12 protein-coding genes are annotated in these 15,734 nt (G+C 42.5%); 8 read left to right on the top strand and 4 right to left on the bottom strand.

The features are described from left to right. Nucleotides 1-233 precede the first annotated feature (233 nt). Together sat and QUB80_RS26600 are read left to right on the top strand one after the other, a co-directional pair. Nucleotides 234-1,412 (top strand): sulfate adenylyltransferase, encoded by a 1,179-nt coding sequence (sat, locus tag QUB80_RS26605; protein ID WP_289792488.1) that lies wholly within the window; start codon nucleotides 234-236, stop codon nucleotides 1,410-1,412. Between the two features lie 101 nt (nucleotides 1,413-1,513). Continuing rightward, nucleotides 1,514-3,718 carry a caspase family protein gene (locus tag QUB80_RS26600; protein ID WP_289792487.1) on the top strand — a complete coding sequence of 735 codons (2,205 nt, stop codon included), beginning with the start codon at nucleotides 1,514-1,516 and terminating at the stop codon, nucleotides 3,716-3,718. Between the two features lie 191 nt (nucleotides 3,719-3,909). On the opposite strand, the gene QUB80_RS26595 is transcribed toward QUB80_RS26600, so the two are convergent. Next, nucleotides 3,910-4,782: an S-methyl-5'-thioadenosine phosphorylase gene (locus QUB80_RS26595; protein ID WP_289792573.1), complete on the bottom strand. Its 873-nt coding sequence runs from the start codon at nucleotides 4,780-4,782 to the stop codon at nucleotides 3,910-3,912. 204 nt (nucleotides 4,783-4,986) lie between these two features. Here QUB80_RS26595 and QUB80_RS26590 point away from each other — a divergent pair, with 204 nt between their 5' ends. Then, nucleotides 4,987-5,406, top strand: coding sequence for a pentapeptide repeat-containing protein (locus tag QUB80_RS26590; protein ID WP_289792486.1), 420 nt, complete (start codon nucleotides 4,987-4,989; stop codon nucleotides 5,404-5,406). Between the two features lie 789 nt (nucleotides 5,407-6,195). Further along, nucleotides 6,196-7,881: a dihydroxy-acid dehydratase gene (gene ilvD / locus QUB80_RS26585; protein ID WP_289792485.1), complete on the top strand. Its 1,686-nt coding sequence runs from the start codon at nucleotides 6,196-6,198 to the stop codon at nucleotides 7,879-7,881. Between the two features lie 121 nt (nucleotides 7,882-8,002). Here the strand turns inward: ilvD and QUB80_RS26580 are convergent, their stop codons facing one another. The 3 genes from QUB80_RS26580 to QUB80_RS26570 all read right to left on the bottom strand — a co-directional run bounded on the left by QUB80_RS26580 (nucleotide 8,003) and on the right by QUB80_RS26570 (nucleotide 11,268). Next, nucleotides 8,003-9,388, bottom strand: a complete 1,386-nt coding sequence (locus tag QUB80_RS26580) for an AtzE family amidohydrolase (protein ID WP_289792484.1) — start codon at nucleotides 9,386-9,388, stop codon at nucleotides 8,003-8,005. Further along, nucleotides 9,385-9,573, bottom strand: a complete 189-nt coding sequence (locus QUB80_RS26575) for a DUF4089 domain-containing protein (protein WP_289792483.1) — start codon at nucleotides 9,571-9,573, stop codon at nucleotides 9,385-9,387. The genes QUB80_RS26580 and QUB80_RS26575 overlap by 4 nt, the downstream gene beginning before the upstream one ends. A 258-nt stretch (nucleotides 9,574-9,831) precedes the next feature. Beyond that, nucleotides 9,832-11,268, bottom strand: a complete 1,437-nt coding sequence (locus QUB80_RS26570) for a sodium/glutamate symporter (RefSeq protein ID WP_289792482.1) — start codon at nucleotides 11,266-11,268, stop codon at nucleotides 9,832-9,834. A 341-nt stretch (nucleotides 11,269-11,609) separates the two neighbouring features. Here QUB80_RS26570 and QUB80_RS26565 point away from each other — a divergent pair, with 341 nt between their 5' ends. From QUB80_RS26565 to QUB80_RS26550, 4 genes are all read left to right on the top strand, one after another. Further along, nucleotides 11,610-12,611 (top strand): helix-turn-helix transcriptional regulator, encoded by a 1,002-nt coding sequence (locus tag QUB80_RS26565; protein WP_289792481.1) that lies wholly within the window; start codon nucleotides 11,610-11,612, stop codon nucleotides 12,609-12,611. A gap of 167 nt (nucleotides 12,612-12,778) precedes the next feature. After that, nucleotides 12,779-13,837, top strand: coding sequence for an ABC transporter substrate-binding protein (locus QUB80_RS26560; protein ID WP_289792480.1), 1,059 nt, complete (start codon nucleotides 12,779-12,781; stop codon nucleotides 13,835-13,837). 176 nt (nucleotides 13,838-14,013) lie between these two features. Further along, nucleotides 14,014-14,409 carry a DUF1636 family protein gene (locus QUB80_RS26555; RefSeq protein ID WP_289792479.1) on the top strand — a complete coding sequence of 132 codons (396 nt, stop codon included), beginning with the start codon at nucleotides 14,014-14,016 and terminating at the stop codon, nucleotides 14,407-14,409. Nucleotides 14,410-14,412: 3 nt separating this feature from the next. Then, nucleotides 14,413-15,708, top strand: coding sequence for an MFS transporter (locus tag QUB80_RS26550; protein ID WP_289792478.1), 1,296 nt, complete (start codon nucleotides 14,413-14,415; stop codon nucleotides 15,706-15,708). Nucleotides 15,709-15,734 lie beyond the last annotated feature (26 nt).

Raw genomic sequence — 15,734 nt, 5'->3', positions numbered from 1 at the left:
GCGACTTATGTAGACGGGCTTTGCCCGGCTTCCCGTCGGGTAAGTAGCTGCTTTGCATCTACCGCGTCTACGTGACGGAGAGCGCCAAGACGGGGGTTGGTCTCACCTATCTCCTGTCCCCTATATTCCCATACACCCCAAACTCCCTAGACTATCTGTTCTACTTGTCCTATGGTTTGGTAAATTATTAACATAGTTTAAAAAAACTGTAGTTAGGCAAACAAGGGGCAAACTTGAGTTACTATCCGGATGGTATTCCTCCTCACGGTGGGCAGTTGGTGAATCGCATTGCTACACCAGAACAAAGAGAAGTATTTCTCTCCAAAGCCGAGTTTTTGCCGCGAGTGCAACTTGATGCGCGGGCTGTTTCCGATCTAGAAATGATTGCGATCGGTGGTTTTAGTCCCCTAACAGGTTTTATGAACCAAGAGGACTACAATCGCGTTGTTGCCGAAATGCGGCTGGCTAATGGTACTGTGTGGTCAATTCCAATTACCCTATCAGTAACAGAAGAAGTAGCAGCCCCACTGACTGAAGGTGGTTTGATTCGTCTAGATAACCCCGAAGGACAATTTATCGGGGTGTTAGAACTCACACAAAAGTATACCTACGACAAGAAGTACGAAGTCATCAATGTCTACCGCACTGATGATGAAAACCATCCTGGTGTACAGGTAGTATACAATCAGGGTTCGGTAAATCTTGCAGGTGACGTGTGGTTATTAGAACGCGCTCCTCATCCCCAATTCCCTGCTTATCAAATCGATCCGGCTGAGTCTCGGAAATTATTCAAGCTCAGAGGATGGAAAACCATTGTTGGTTTCCAAACTCGCAACCCTATTCATCGCGCTCATGAATACATCCAAAAGTGCGCAATGGAAACTGTAGATGGACTATTTTTACATCCGTTGGTAGGAGCAACAAAAGACGATGATATTCCTGCTGATGTACGGATGCAGTGCTATGAAATTTTGCTAGAAAAATACTATCCCCAAGACAGAGTAATTCTAGCCATCAATCCCTCGGCAATGCGTTATGCTGGGCCTCGTGAGGCTATTTTCCATGCTCTTATTCGTAAGAACTATGGCTGTACTCACTTTATTGTGGGACGGGATCACGCAGGTGTGGGAAATTACTACGGTACTTATGATGCTCAATACATCTTCGATGAGTTTTCTCAAGCAGAAATTGGCATTGTGCCGATGAAGTTTGAACACGCCTTTTACTGTACCCGCACCAAGCAAATGGCGACAACTAAAACTAGTCCCAGTAAACCCGAAGAACGGATTCACCTGTCGGGTACAAAAGTGCGGGAAATGCTGCGCCAGGGCGAATTACCCCCTCCAGAATTTTCCCGCCCAGAAGTGGCGGCAGAGTTGGCACGAGCAATGCGAGTACCTGTCAACGTTTAATGTTTATCTACATTCACAAACAGTCTCAAACCAAACTTTACACTACAGTCCTCAGCCCGATAAGCTTAATAAGCTGATGGACTGAGTGCTGGTGGCTAATTATGAAGCGGCGAACGTTTTTACAACGGTTTGGCTCCCTACTCGCGGTATTGGGTTTAACAGAGGCTGAGTGGTTTAGCTTAGGAAATCGCTATCAGCAGGCGTTAGCGCAACCCAGTCCGCGTAAATTAGCTTTAATAATAGGTATTAATCAGTACCAGCAAAGCCAGATTCTCAATGGTTGTCTGACGGATGTAGAACTACAAAAAGAACTTTTGATTCACCGTTTTGGTTTTCAGCCGTCAGATATTTTGGCTTTGACTGATGAACAAGCAAGCAGAGAATTTATTGAGTCTGCTTTTGTAGAACACTTAGTTAAGCAAGCAAAACTAGGTGATATAGTTCTGTTCCACTTTAGTGGCTATGGCAGTCGTGTCAGGTTGGGAACCTCGTTAGAAGCGGTGCAAAATGCTTTGGTTACCGCAGATAGCGCAGAGAATAAATCACAGGCAACAAAAATTGTTAACTACTTGTTGGAAGAGACGCTGATGTTGATGTTGCGATCGCTTCCCACAGAACGAGCAACAGCAGTACTAGACACTAGTTACTACACTCCCACCACCTTCTTGCCCACAGGTTTACGAATTCGCAGCCGCCAAATGACAACAGAAGCGATTGTGGCAGCAGCAGAACTCGACTTGCAAAAACAGCTGCGAGAAAAAGCTGCAACAGAACTATCGGCAGTAGTGTTGTCTGCAACCACCGATCCCAATCAGGTAGCGCAGGAGGTACAGTTATCTGGTTTTAGTGCCGGGTTATTTACTTATGCTTTGACGCAGTATCTATGGGAGGCTACGCCAGCAACAACAATTCCGATCTCAATCTCCCGTGTAGGAAGTGTGATGCAGCAGTTTGGTAGCACACAACAACCAAGCTTACTCATGGGTAAGAAAAATCAACAGCGAGTTACCTTGAGTGAGGCTTTTGTTCCCCCATTTACCCAGAGTGCAGAAGGAGTAGTAACAGCCGTTGAAGATGAGGGCAAAACAATACATCTGTGGTTGGCAGGATTACCTGTACAAGTGCTGGAATACTATGGAGCCAATTCTCGATTGACTTTGGTGAGTCAAGAGGGAGCAACTGCACAGTTAGTGTTGCGATCGCGCAATGGATTGACAGCAAAAGCCCAACTTGCTTCTGGCTCTGAAAATAAAATTATTCCACAGATGGGACAACTAGTTCAGGAAACAGTACGAGTCTTACCGCGTAATATTAATTTAACCGTTGCTCTGGATGGGGGATTAGAGAGAATTGAGCGGGTAGATGCTACTAGCGCCTTTGCAACAGTTGAACACGTGAGCAGTGTAGTGGCAGGAGAACAACCAGCTGATTATGTATTTGGCGAGCTTCCAGATGGCAAAACAAAAGATTTGATCGCCTCGACTGCATTGATAGTCTCTCCCAGTCGTTATGGTTTATTTTCTTTGGGCAGTGAACTTATTCCCAGCACCATTGGTGAAGCCGGAGAAGCGGTAAAAGTCGCAGTACAACGCCTCAAACCAACTTTGCAAACTTTGCTGGCAGCAAAATTATGGCGACTCACAGACAATGAAGGTTCTTCCTGCTTAAGCGTGAAAGCAACTCTAGAGATAGTGAATGGCATCACACCTCGCGTGGTGATGCAACGCGAAACGATGCGAACTCTGGGTGCAGAAACTGTAAGTAAAAAACAAGTAAATACTGAACCCGGACGTATCCCAATTGTGCCAATCGGTAGTAAGATACACTACCGTATCCAAAATATGGGTACGCAGCCAGTATATTTGATGCTGTTGGGATTAAATAGTGCCAAGAATGCGATCGCCCTTTACCCGTGGCAAAAAGAAACTGAAAGCGAAGATGGCACCAATAATGCATCACTTGAGGATATTGTCATTGCTCCGGGAGAAACCCTGACTTTGCCACAATCTACCACTGGTTTTGAATGGGTGATCCAAGGGCCTGCCTTTTTTAGTGAAAATCAATTAATCTTTAGTACATCTCCATTTACCCAAACTCGCAACGCTTTAGAAACTACTAAACACCCGCGAGCAGATAGACAACGCATTCAACCATTGCTTAACCCCTTAGAAGTTGCCAATGCTCTACTACAGGACTTACACAATGTTAGTCCGGTGAAAGCCGAGATGAATATCTCAACTGCTGAGTCTTATGTGTTGGATGTAAATAATTGGGCAAGTCTAGCCTTTATGTATCAGGTTATTTGAGTAGTTGACAATATAGGGAACTCTTAACAGGGTTGGGGCAAAACAATAGCGTTCACTCTTCTTGCAGATACACTATCATATCATGTTCGGTTAATCAAACTGAATCAAAATGTTTGCTCGTAGTGAAGACTTTAGCCCTCAAGCCGCGACTGAAGTCCTCACTACAAATTGCCGCCTATTACAGTCTTGGTTCAAATATACTTCTTCAATAACAACCCCAATTTTTCCTTCGTTGCCATAGGAACTTTATCTAAGGGTGTCAAAATTGCATACTTCAAAGCTGAATGAGCTGCACTAGGCGGTGGATTTTCGCTCAATCGCCGTACGGTTTCTTGAATTACTTTCTGTGCATTTACAGCATTACGCTGCAAATTATTGACTATCATATCTACTGTCACGCTGTCATGATCTGAATGCCAGCAATCATAATCTGTTGCTAGTGCCAAAGTTGCATAGGCTATTTCTGCCTCCCGTGCTAACTTTGCCTCCGGTAAATTCGTCATCCCGATTACCGTTGCACCCCAACTGCGGTAAAGATTTGATTCTGCTTTGGTAGAAAATGCTGGCCCTTCCATGCACACATAGGTGCCACCTTGATGTAGAGTAACATCTGGTAGGTTGAGAGAAGCGATCGCATCTGTTAACACCCCTGCCAAATTCCGGCAAATTGGATCGCCAAAAGCAATGTGAGCAATAATTCCTTCCCCAAAAAATGTAGATACCCGATTTTTAGTTCTATCAATAAATTGATCGGGAACTACCATATCTAGTGGTTTTACTTCTTCCTTTAAGGAACCAACTGCACTCGCCGATATTAGATACTTTACACCCAATTGTTTCATCGCATAGATGTTAGCACGAAAAGGCAACTCCGTAGGTAAAAGTGTATGATTGCGACCATGACGTGCTAAAAAAGCTACTCGGGTTCCCTCTAAATTTCCCAAAATTAAAGCATCAGATGGATAACCAAAAGGTGTCTGAATTTGCACTTCTTCTACATCTTTTAGGGCATCCATCTTATATAAGCCGCTACCACCAATGATCCCAATTTGAGCTTCAGCCATCATTTTTAACCTCTAGCTTTGTGCAATGCCAAGTTATTTTACTGGCAAATGCGTGCATAACTAAATCGAAGCTCCTATCTCTCTACGCGACAAATTACTAATCAAACATAATATTGTGTTTAGCAAAATTATTAAGTAACGCAAATAACTGATACATTTTGTGATGTGAGCCACACTAAATAAAGGAGTTTTGAAGCGATCGCAATGGATGTAGATGAACTTCTCATACGCTATCAAGCAGGAGAGAGGAATTTTAAAGGCGCTAACCTTATTGGTGGTTATTTGTATGGAGTCGATCTGAGTGGAGCAAATTTACAAGGAGCATCTCTGAGCGAAGTAGATTTGAGCAAAGCTAATTTAGAGGGAGTTAATCTCAAAGAAGCTTCTCTGAATGGAGCTAATCTTACAGGGGCTAACTTAACTAGAGCTAACTTAAGTGGAGCCAATCTTTACGAAGCAAAGCTTACAGGAGCCATTCTCGACGGTGCACATCTGAAGATGGCAGACTTAATTGATGCTGACTTCACTGCTGCTAACTTACAGGGAGCAAATTTGTACGGAGCATATCTCAATGGCACCCTGTTGCAAGGTGCAATCATGCCAGATGGCACAATTCATGAGTGAACAGTTATTAGTTACTACTCGATTATTACTCACTGTCATTAGACCTAGAACTTTTCAAGTTAGACAGGGTGTGGAGTGTAGGGGAGCCACTGGGTGGTGAGGCAGTGCGCCTTTGCGTCTCGACTTGTAGCGACTGGCATGAAGCGGCATTTTAGGATGTAGGGAAGAGATTTATGATTTTTTGGACGGTTGAACTACAGTAGCCACTCATGATTGCAAATTTTCTCTATACCCTACACCCCATAATGCTAGTTAGACGTCTCTCTATGACACTGGCTACTCTACACCTATTCTCAGCAGATAACTTTGGGTGTACTGACTATTCGCTATCTCCCCAACCTTGGTAACTGATGTCACGTTTCTAAAAATTTTGAAATAATCAATAGACCGATTCAGAAATAGAAAGTTATACACAACAAATGGTAGACTCAAAGGTTGAGCATCTAAAGTTAGCCTACCACAATGAACAATCCACTTCATTCTCACGCTACGGCAGTAAAGTAACACAGGTGTCACCAAAAGACGACGGGGAAGCCCGTTCCTTTAAGGGGCGCTCAGAATCGTCGTCCGTCGTCTTGGGGCAAGGGGCAAGGGGCATTCATGCATTGGCCAATGCCCAATTCCCAATTCACTTCGGCCCGCTTTCATCCCCCGACTGAAGTCTGGGGGTGAGCTTAAATTTCCATAAATTTGATATTTTAAAAGTTTCAATTAGCAACAAATATATATTGGACATCTGAAAAATCACTATCTTATGATGCTCATACAAAAGCCTTTCAGGAATCCATAATGTCAGAAAATTTTAGAAGTAAAGTTGTCACCCAAGGAGTGCAGCGATCGCCTAATCGTGCCATGCTCCGTGCTGTTGGTTTTAAAGATGAGGATTTCATTAAACCAATTGTTGGTATTGCCAACGGTTACAGCACCATCACCCCTTGCAATATGGGGATCAATAAATTAGCGCAACGGGCAGAAAATGGTGTTAAAAACGCTCTCGCAATGCCGCAACTATTTGGCACAATTACAATCAGTGATGGCATTTCGATGGGAACCGAGGGGATGAAATACTCCTTGGTGTCGCGGGAAGTAATTGCCGATTCAATAGAAACCGCCTGCAACGGGCAAAGCATGGATGGAGTACTGGCGATTGGTGGCTGTGATAAAAATATGCCAGGCGCAATGCTGGCGATCGCTCGCATGAACATTCCCGCGATTTTTGTTTACGGTGGTACGATTAAACCCGGACATTACAACGGACGTGATTTAACTGTCGTCAGTTCTTTTGAAGCAGTGGGAGAATATAGCGCCGGGAAAATAGACGATAACGAGCTTTTGGAAGTTGAGCGTCGCGCTTGCCCCGGTGCTGGTTCTTGTGGGGGAATGTACACAGCTAACACTATGTCTTCTGCGTTTGAGGCAATGGGGATGAGTTTGCCCTATTCTTCAACAATGGCAGCAGAAGATGAAGAAAAAGCCGATAGTACGGAAAAATCGGCATTCGTCTTAGTAGAAGCAATTCGCAAGCAAATTTTACCTCGTCAAATTATCACTCGCAAATCAATCGAAAATGCGATTTCGGTAATTATGGCAGTGGGTGGTTCCACAAATGCCGTCTTGCATTTTTTGGCGATCGCTCGTGCTGCTGGTGTCGAACTTTGCCTTGATGACTTTGAAGCGATTCGCGCCCGTGTTCCGGTTTTGTGCGATTTAAAACCTAGTGGTAAGTATGTAGCTACGGATTTGCACAAGGCTGGTGGCATTCCTCAAGTGATGAAAATGCTAATAGTGCATGATTTATTACACGGTGATTGCCTCACTATCACTGGTCAAACAATCGCCGAAGTATTGGAAAATATACCAGATGAGCCATCACCGAATCAAGATGTCATCCGTCCTTGGCATATCCCAATGTATCCTCAAGGACACTTAGCTATTCTCAAAGGTAATTTGGCAACGGAAGGGGCAGTAGCAAAAATTACTGGCGTAAAAGTACCAAAAATTACTGGCCCGGCAAGAGTATTTGAATCTGAAGAATCTTGTTTAGATGCGATTTTGGCTAAGAAAATTAATGCTGGTGATATAATTATTATCCGCTACGAAGGGCCAAAAGGAGGCCCCGGTATGCGGGAAATGCTGGCTCCCACCTCAGCTATTATCGGGGCTGGCTTGGGTGATTCTGTGGGATTGATTACCGATGGACGTTTCTCTGGCGGTACTTACGGTATGGTAGTAGGACACGTTGCCCCAGAAGCGGCAGTTGGAGGTGCGATCGCTTTAGTCGAAGAAGGCGATACTATCACCATTGATGCCCATACTCGCTCGTTACAGTTGCACGTATCCGATGAAGAATTAGCTCGTCGTCGTCAAAATTGGCAACCCCGCCCACCTCGTTATACCAAGGGTGTATTGGCGAAGTATGCCAAGTTAGTTTCTTCTAGTAGTTTGGGTGCGGTAACTGATTTGGATTTATTTTAGTTTTAGATTTTTATAGAGACGTGTCATGGCACGTCTCTACTTTTTAGCGTATAAATCGTAGTGTTTTCAAACGCTGAGGAACGCAGAGTAAGCGCAAAGGTGCGTGGAGTAAGCATCGCAATTAAACTATTGGTGCTGATATTAAACCTTCCGCCTCTAGTACCGTCGCCACCCGTAAAATCAGCACTTCATTATATGGTGCAGCTATTAATTGCACTCCCAAAGGTAAAGCATTTGAACTTTGAATTGGCACTGATAAAACGGGCAAGCCAATGAATGATAACGGTTGAGTGAATAATCCTAAATGAGGGCGGACAAGAATTTCTTCTCCATCTAAAATCATGGTTTGTTGCCCTATTAAGGGTGCAGAAATGGGGGTTGTGGGGGCAAGAATGACATCTACTTTTTGAAAAACTTCACGAACTTGATCTCGATACCACCTTCTAAAACGCTGGGCTTGAATGTACCAATGACTGGGAATTAAGGCACCCGCCAAAAAGCGATCGCGTGTGGCTGGATCGAAATCTTGAGGACGTTGACGCAATTTTTCTAAATGCAGATTTGCTCCTTCGCAGGCTGTAATCACAAATGCTGCGGCACGGGCGCGATGAGCTTCGGGTATAGTGACGTATTCAGTGATATTTAAAGCATCAGCTACTTTTTGTACTGCTTCTAGTGCTTCTGGATTTGCCCCTTTGCGGAAATAATCACCTGCAATGGCAATTCGCAAGCCATCAATACCTTGATTTATTTGTGACAAGCAAAATTCAGGAGGGCGTTTAGTACAAACTGGATCGCGTTCATCTTCTCCTTGAAGTACATCAAAAGCTGTGGCAATGTCTCGTACAGAACGCGCAAAGGGGCCAATGTGGTCAAAACTGCTGGAAAATAAAGCTACACCAGCACGGGATAATCTTCCATAAGTGGGTTTAAAACCAAAAACGCCACACAAAGCAGCAGGTACGCGAATGGAACCGTTAGTATCAGAACCCAGTGTCAAGGGAACCAATCCAGCTGCCACCGCCGCTGCCGAACCACCCGATGAACCACCAGCTACTCGTTGTAAATCGTGGGGGTTGTGAGTTACACCGTAATGGGCATTTTCCGTCACGAATCCGTAGGCGTACTCATCCATATTCAACGCACCTACGAGTACTGCACCCGCTTGTTTTAACCGCGCCACTGCCGTTGCATCTTGGGTAGCTGGAGGATTGTCGGCATTGATTTTTGCACCTGCTAGCGTTGTTAAACCAGCAATATCAAAAAGATTTTTCACTGCAAAGGGAACACCAGCAAGTAAACCGGGGTTTTTACCTTGGGCAATTTCTCTGTCTATCTTTTGTGCATCTGTTAAAGCCGTTTCAGCAGTCACAGCCGTAAAACAGTTCAATTCATGATCCCGCCCTGCAATCCGCTTGAGGGCAGCTTGCGTAACTTCGATGGCGCTAACTTTGCCTGCACGTACAGCATTGGCGATTGTGACTGCATCGGCTGAGTTGAGATTCATGGTTCAAATACAGTTGCGGCTTCAATTTCTTCGGGTAGGGGAAATGAATTTACTAGTTGAGCGATCGCACTAATTCTCTCAAAATTTGCTACCACCCCATCTCTATATTGATCCCTAAGATCCAAATCCAATAAGCATACTATCTGATCAACATATTCACCTACATTCAACTCCTTCTTTTCCATCTTTGCGTCCTTTACATAAATTGGGTAGTTTCATTCTTGCATCTTTACTTTTGTCCACCAAGAAATACATTTTAAGGGCTTTAAGCTAAGTCTGATAGAGCAGACTAAGTAAGATTTGCAGTCAGTTTTAACTGACAGTAGCTCTAAGAGAGGTACTTCAGTTCCAGGCGTTTTAGAAGGTACAAGAGTGAATAGCTTGTTTCCCAATTCTCAATCACAGTTAAAGATTTTTCCACCCATCCAGATTTGTTCTTTTTACTAAACTTTTCCGGGTAAGTTATGCTTGCGTAGTTGCTTATAGTTATAAAAACCAAAAACCAGCCAGAATATTAGAATGAAAGATGTCAGTAACAAAATTGGAATAGAGCCAAACTTAACGATTAAAGGCGGTGCAGCAGCAGTAAATAAGCCTCCACCAACAATAGGCTCAAAAAGTAATTGTTTGTAAGCAAAACTCTCAAAAGCACTGGAGCGATTATCTGGATCAACCATTCGCAATAATAATAATCCAGTAGAAGTCACACCCATAGATTGTCCCATATCACCAATGCCACGTTCAAACCAGTAGAAAGGTAGCAAGCGAGGCGCTAAAAATACAAAAGCACACACATTCCAAGCAATACCAGCAACTGACAAAACGACAAAAGGAGCAAAATTATCACCAAGTACAGATAGGGAAATTGTTGCTAGTGCTGTGATAATTGTGATATCTAATGCCAACCCACCAATGCGTTCCATCAGAGGGCGACTAATTAAATAAGTTCGTTTTGTACGGATGAGTATATATTGCACAATAATTCCGCCAATTAGGGCGATGGGGAATAGCGGCACGTAAGCCATCAATAGTAATCCGCCTCTACCCCAAGTTACTGATTCAATCCAGCGCAACGCTTCTAATATTAGCCAGCCGAAAGCGATCGCTAATCCAACAAAACCAAAATTCAGTGATAGAGGATCAATTAGTAATTCGCGGAATAAATTTTCTCTAGCAATTGTAATACTTGGGTGTTCCTCTGGAAGATGGCTGTCTTGTATTTCCAAGTCAGGTGAAGGTTCGCGATTGACTTGGATGCGTTCTGTGCGTCGTCCCCAATGTATCAAAAATGTACCTGCAACTACACCCGAAACTAGTCCCACCGTCGCTAAAGCCAAAGATAAATCAGCACCAGCAGCAAACCCTAATTCAGTGAAAGTTGGTGCCATACCTGCTGCTGTACCGTGTCCACCTTCAAAGGCAACTTCGATTAAACAAGCCGCGATCGGAGGTAAGCCAAAAACTGGTGTTAATACGGTTATAGCCAGTAGCAATCCTACTACATATTGTCCCCAGGCGATCGTTTGACCGAAAGCCACTTGTGGGGAAGCTTTACGCCAAAATTCTCGCCACCCTGGAACGTAAAGTCCAAGAAATATAGTGGCAAAAACGACATTTATAAAAATACTGGGAGACTGCGCCCACACCGCCTGCACAGTTTCCGGAAATATACCTTTGACAAGAGGAGATTCTGGATTTACTGCTTTGACAACAGCACCAAAAGCACCCGAACCCAGTAGCAAGGCTAAAATACCAGCTACAACTGAACTAGGTATGTACAGCGATCGCAAAATCCAAAGGCGTTGTCTTATTAACCGCCCCATCAAGATTAATATAGCAATGAGAATATAAGCCCAAAATACGTCTATGAGTTTAAACATGGCGTTGTTTAGCAGTTGCCTTTAGCAGCTTTGCTCAATTAAAGAATAGATTTTTATCTTTGATTCTCTAGGAGTCTTGGCATATTGGCAACGGGGAAACATACACGGCGATCAATCAAGGAGAGAACTCTGGGTTCTTGATGAAAACCTCTCTTCTCTAGCCCTTAGTCCCTATTCTCCAACTAGCGCTCTAGAACAGCAGCATTGCAAAAGCTAAGTTTTTCATAATATAGTTTAATTAATAAGAATATTCTCAATAATAATATTTGCATGACAGCGAATAAATCCCTATATTTTTAGCAATTTTTGTAAAACTACAATTTTATTAAGCTTTAACAGAAATGACAATAAGTATCAATATTAGAGAGTTTGAGGATCTCCGAGACGAACTGATTGAGAACGGTGAGTCAGTTTATCGCTCAGACGGTTTTGACTGCGTTATGGAGTGGAACCACCCATTTGGTTTAGCTAAATGGCGTGAAATTCAGTTGCGTCCTGGACTGATTATTTGGATTTATGATGAGGAACACCACGTTAGCTGGAGTTTGCAAGAGCAGCATCGCGAGATTCGTTACATAACACTTGCTTTCCAGTTGTTAGGAAATTACCAGGTGTTACAGGAAGGCATAAAGGATAATTTCTACAAGGAAGAGACAGGAAAAACTTATTTGTACAGTGTGCCTGGAGCTAAAGAAGTTGAATCTTACTCAGCCCGATCCCGATTGCTCAGAGCTAGAATTCATCTCGATCTAGATTTTTTAAGCACAATTAGCAGTGATCAATCTAATGCTTTACCTTGTGAATTGCAGTTATTGCTAGATGGTAAAGAGGGAAGACGTTTTTACCTCACAGCCGGAGAGATAACCTCTGCAATGCAAGTTGCTTGGTCTCAATTTTTGAATTGTCCTTATCAGGGAATGATGAAGCGGCTTTATTTGGAAAGTAAAGCCTTGGAATTAATCACCTTGCAGTTTGTCCAATTAATGGAGAATAACACAGAAAAATGCTTGTGTGATGGTTTGCGAGCCACCGATATCGATCGCATTCATCAAGCAAAAGATATCTTAATTCGCAATCTTGAGAATCCACCGTCGCTGATTGGATTAGCTCGACAAGTGGGATTGAATGATTACAAGCTAAAAATCGGCTTTCGTTACCTGTTTGGGACAACAGTATTTGGTTACTTGCACCAATATCGGATGGAGCGATCGCAACAGTTGCTGCGAGAAACCCAAATGAGTGTAACTGAAGTAGCACACACGGTTGGTTATGCTTGTCCAACATCTTTCAGTACTGCATTTCGCAAAAAATTCGGGGTAAATCCCCGTTCCTATCGAGCCTGAGCTAGCTCTTTTGAGAAGAGCAGAAACTTGATTTTAGAGAAACTTTAACAAAAAGATCCGTGTAGCAAAGAAAAGATCCGGCTAGAAAAGGACAGGTTTGCCTAAAATATCGTATTGTCATATCTAACTTCTTGAGAGTAATTCTCAAGTTTTTTAGGTGTGTGACAATGAGTGTGAATCAACAACAAGTCTTAAATCGAGTTAAGTTAGTGATCGCCTTAGCTCAATACTACTTAAGACGTGTTTTCTTTTGGCGATCGAGATCTGTGTGTCACATCATAAGTTTGTTCCTGTTAGGAACTTTTACTTTTCTGATGATTACTGCTTGTAGCAATAATGTTGCTCACAAAATGACATCTCACGCTCTACAAGCAAACATTTCTCAATGTCGAGTAGTGACTCACATCCAGAGTCAAATATGTATTCCCCTGAATCCACAAAAGGTAGTTGCGATCGGGATGTTAGAGGAATTACTGGCTTTGAATATTAAGCCTGTTGGTGCTGCTTTTTGGAGAGCTAGTGGTGGAGACGATGATTTTCCATTGTTTGTTCAAGATAAAACCGCAGGAATTATAAAACTTGGCAATGAATCTCAACCAAACCTAGAACGTATCTTGTTACTTAAGCCTGACTTAGTAATAGGGCGCAAATGGGCAATAGAATCAATTTACTCAAAATTGTCACAAATTGCCCCAACTGTAGTCATTGATACAGAATACGAGGATTGGAAAACTCGTCTGAGATTAGTGGCTGAGGTGTTCGGGAAAACAGAAAAAGCTGAAAACCTGCTTAATGAATACAACCAACGTCTACAAGTATTCCAGCAAAAAATGGGCGATCGCCTGTCAATTACTCAGGTTTCGATAGTTCGAGTCTCTCCTAGCCTTTTAAGACTCTATCTGAAAAAGTCATACAGTGGCGCTATTGTACAAGATGCGGGTTTGTCTCGTCCGCCAGTTCAGAATCAGCAGGACAGATGGGAAGATATATCTGCCGAATCTATTAATCGAGTGAACAGCGACATCATTTTTGTTGCTTATGATCATCCTAAAGACTCGTTTTTAGATTCTTTTAAAAGTAATCCTTTGTGGTTAAATTTGCAAGCTGTTAAGCAAAATCAAGTATATGAAGTTGATAGTCAATATTGGATTGGTGGCTCCAGTATTATTGGTGCAAACTGCATTATTGATGACTTATTTAAGTATCTAATTGCAAAAAATAAATAAAAAAGCACTTTTATATAAATTGTAAATTTTACTTTTCCCAATAAATACAAAATTATAACTTATGTAAAAACTCCTAAAAAATATTTCTCCGTTTCCTTTGTGTTCTCTGTGGTTAATCTTTCAGTAATAAGTGCGCAAGACTTGAAAATTATAAATAATTCAAACTGGACAAGTTTATGATGTCAAAACACATCCTATATATCTGCAAATCATGCAATACTCAATCTAATGAAGAAAAAAATCATAAACAGTCAGAAGGTCTTTGTTTGTTCAATCAATTACAACTTCTACATCAAAATTGGTCAAAAAATTCAGAGCTAGAAATTCAATCTGTTGATTGTTTGTGGGCTTGCGGTCACCCGTGTGTCGTTGCTTTCTCTGGTGCTGATAAGTTTACATACTTGTTGATGGATTTGCCTTTATCAGAGAGTGCTGTTGCCCTCTTACAATTGAGCGAACTTTATCTTGATAGCAACGATGGAGTTATTCCTTGGAATAAATTTCCTAAAGTTCTCAAATCAGATACAGTGGCTCGGATTCCATCTTTTTCAATTTCAAAGCCTAACCTCTAACTCATGCGTACTTTTATTATTATCTGGTTAGGTCAATTGGTTTCCACTATTGGTAGCCGCTTAACTGATTTTGCTATTGAAATTTGGGTTTGGGAAAATACAGGTCAAGCAACTGCTCTATCTTTAATTGGTTTTTTTTACTTTTTACCTAACATTTTCATTAGCCTAATTGCTGGAGCTATTACAGACCGTTGGAACCGTAAATTATTGATGATTGTGGGCGATATCGGTGCTGTTTTCGCAACCTTAATAATGGTTGTTCTCTACTTAGGTGGTCATTTACACATTTGGCAAGTCTATGTTATCGGCACTATCAAAGGAAGTTTTTCGCAACTTCAAGGCTTATCCTATTCTGCCTCAATTGGATTGCTTGTGCCTAAACAACAATACACCCGTGCCAGCAGTATGGGATTTTTCTCCTATTACGGTTCAGAAATGATTGCTCCGGCGCTGGCTGGTTTTTTGTATTATGTAATTCCCTTTTTCGGCATCGCATTCATTGATTTCCTGACCTTTTTATTTGCAATTACGACTGTATTGCTTGTGCATATTCCTCAACCCATTCTGACAGAAACAACACCATACAACCGCCTCAATATTTGGCAAGATATGCAATTCGGTTGGAAACATATCAAAGGCTATCCCAGCTTACTCTTGCTTTTGGTTCTATCGTCTCTTTTTTGGTTATTTCTCTCTATTAGCGACGCGATTTATTCACCGCTGATTCTCGCTCGTACAGGAAATAATGCTCAAGTTTTGGGTTATGTCTTAGCTGCTGCTGGCTTCGGAGGTGTAACCAGCGCTGTCATTCTCAGTACTTGGGGAGGTTTAAGAAGTCGAATCGACGGAGTGTTGCTTGGCATGATTAGCACTGGTTTGAGTAAAGCTATTTTTGGCTACGGTCAGGTGCTATGGATTTGGTTTCCGTCTCAGTTTTGCTCCTCTGCAAGTATAACTTTGAGAGGCAGTAGTAACCAGGCAATTTGGTTGAGTAAGGTGATCCCGCAAATGCAGGGACGGGTATTTGCAACTGAGAATATGATTCAGCAAATGATGGGGGCAAGCGCTTACCTGATTGCGGGGCCTCTTGCCGATCGCATATTTGAACCTGCGATGAGTCCTGGTGGTTATCTTGCTCCTATTTTCGGTAATTTCCTGGGTGTAAATGAGGGTGCGGGGATTGCACTTTTGTTCTCATCGTGTGCGATCGCTATGTTGCTAGTTGGAATCTGTGGATATTTCTTACAACCCATACGAGAGGTGGAGTTGATTGTGCCTGATCATAACTCAGTTCTGTAGGTTGTATCTAGTTTGACATAGCAATT

Origin of the sequence: Chlorogloeopsis sp. ULAP01 (genome assembly GCF_030381805.1) — a bacterium.
In the GTDB taxonomy this organism is placed as follows: Bacteria; Cyanobacteriota; Cyanobacteriia; order Cyanobacteriales; family Nostocaceae; genus Chlorogloeopsis.
This window is presented reverse-complemented; position numbering and strand designations above follow the sequence as displayed.

Coding starts and splice junctions, on each gene's coding strand:
- QUB80_RS26600 (WP_289792487.1), top strand. CDS start 1,514: ATGAAGCGGCGAACGTTTTTACAACGGTTTGGCTCCCTACTCGCGGTA.
- QUB80_RS26595 (WP_289792573.1), bottom strand. CDS start 4,782: ATGGCTGAAGCTCAAATTGGGATCATTGGTGGTAGCGGCTTATATAAG.
- QUB80_RS26590 (WP_289792486.1), top strand. CDS start 4,987: ATGGATGTAGATGAACTTCTCATACGCTATCAAGCAGGAGAGAGGAAT.
- ilvD (WP_289792485.1), top strand. CDS start 6,196: ATGTCAGAAAATTTTAGAAGTAAAGTTGTCACCCAAGGAGTGCAGCGA.
- QUB80_RS26580 (WP_289792484.1), bottom strand. CDS start 9,388: ATGAATCTCAACTCAGCCGATGCAGTCACAATCGCCAATGCTGTACGT.
- QUB80_RS26575 (WP_289792483.1), bottom strand. CDS start 9,573: ATGGAAAAGAAGGAGTTGAATGTAGGTGAATATGTTGATCAGATAGTA.
- QUB80_RS26570 (WP_289792482.1), bottom strand. CDS start 11,268: ATGTTTAAACTCATAGACGTATTTTGGGCTTATATTCTCATTGCTATA.
- QUB80_RS26565 (WP_289792481.1), top strand. CDS start 11,610: ATGACAATAAGTATCAATATTAGAGAGTTTGAGGATCTCCGAGACGAA.
- QUB80_RS26560 (WP_289792480.1), top strand. CDS start 12,779: ATGAGTGTGAATCAACAACAAGTCTTAAATCGAGTTAAGTTAGTGATC.
- QUB80_RS26555 (WP_289792479.1), top strand. CDS start 14,014: ATGATGTCAAAACACATCCTATATATCTGCAAATCATGCAATACTCAA.
- QUB80_RS26550 (WP_289792478.1), top strand. CDS start 14,413: ATGCGTACTTTTATTATTATCTGGTTAGGTCAATTGGTTTCCACTATT.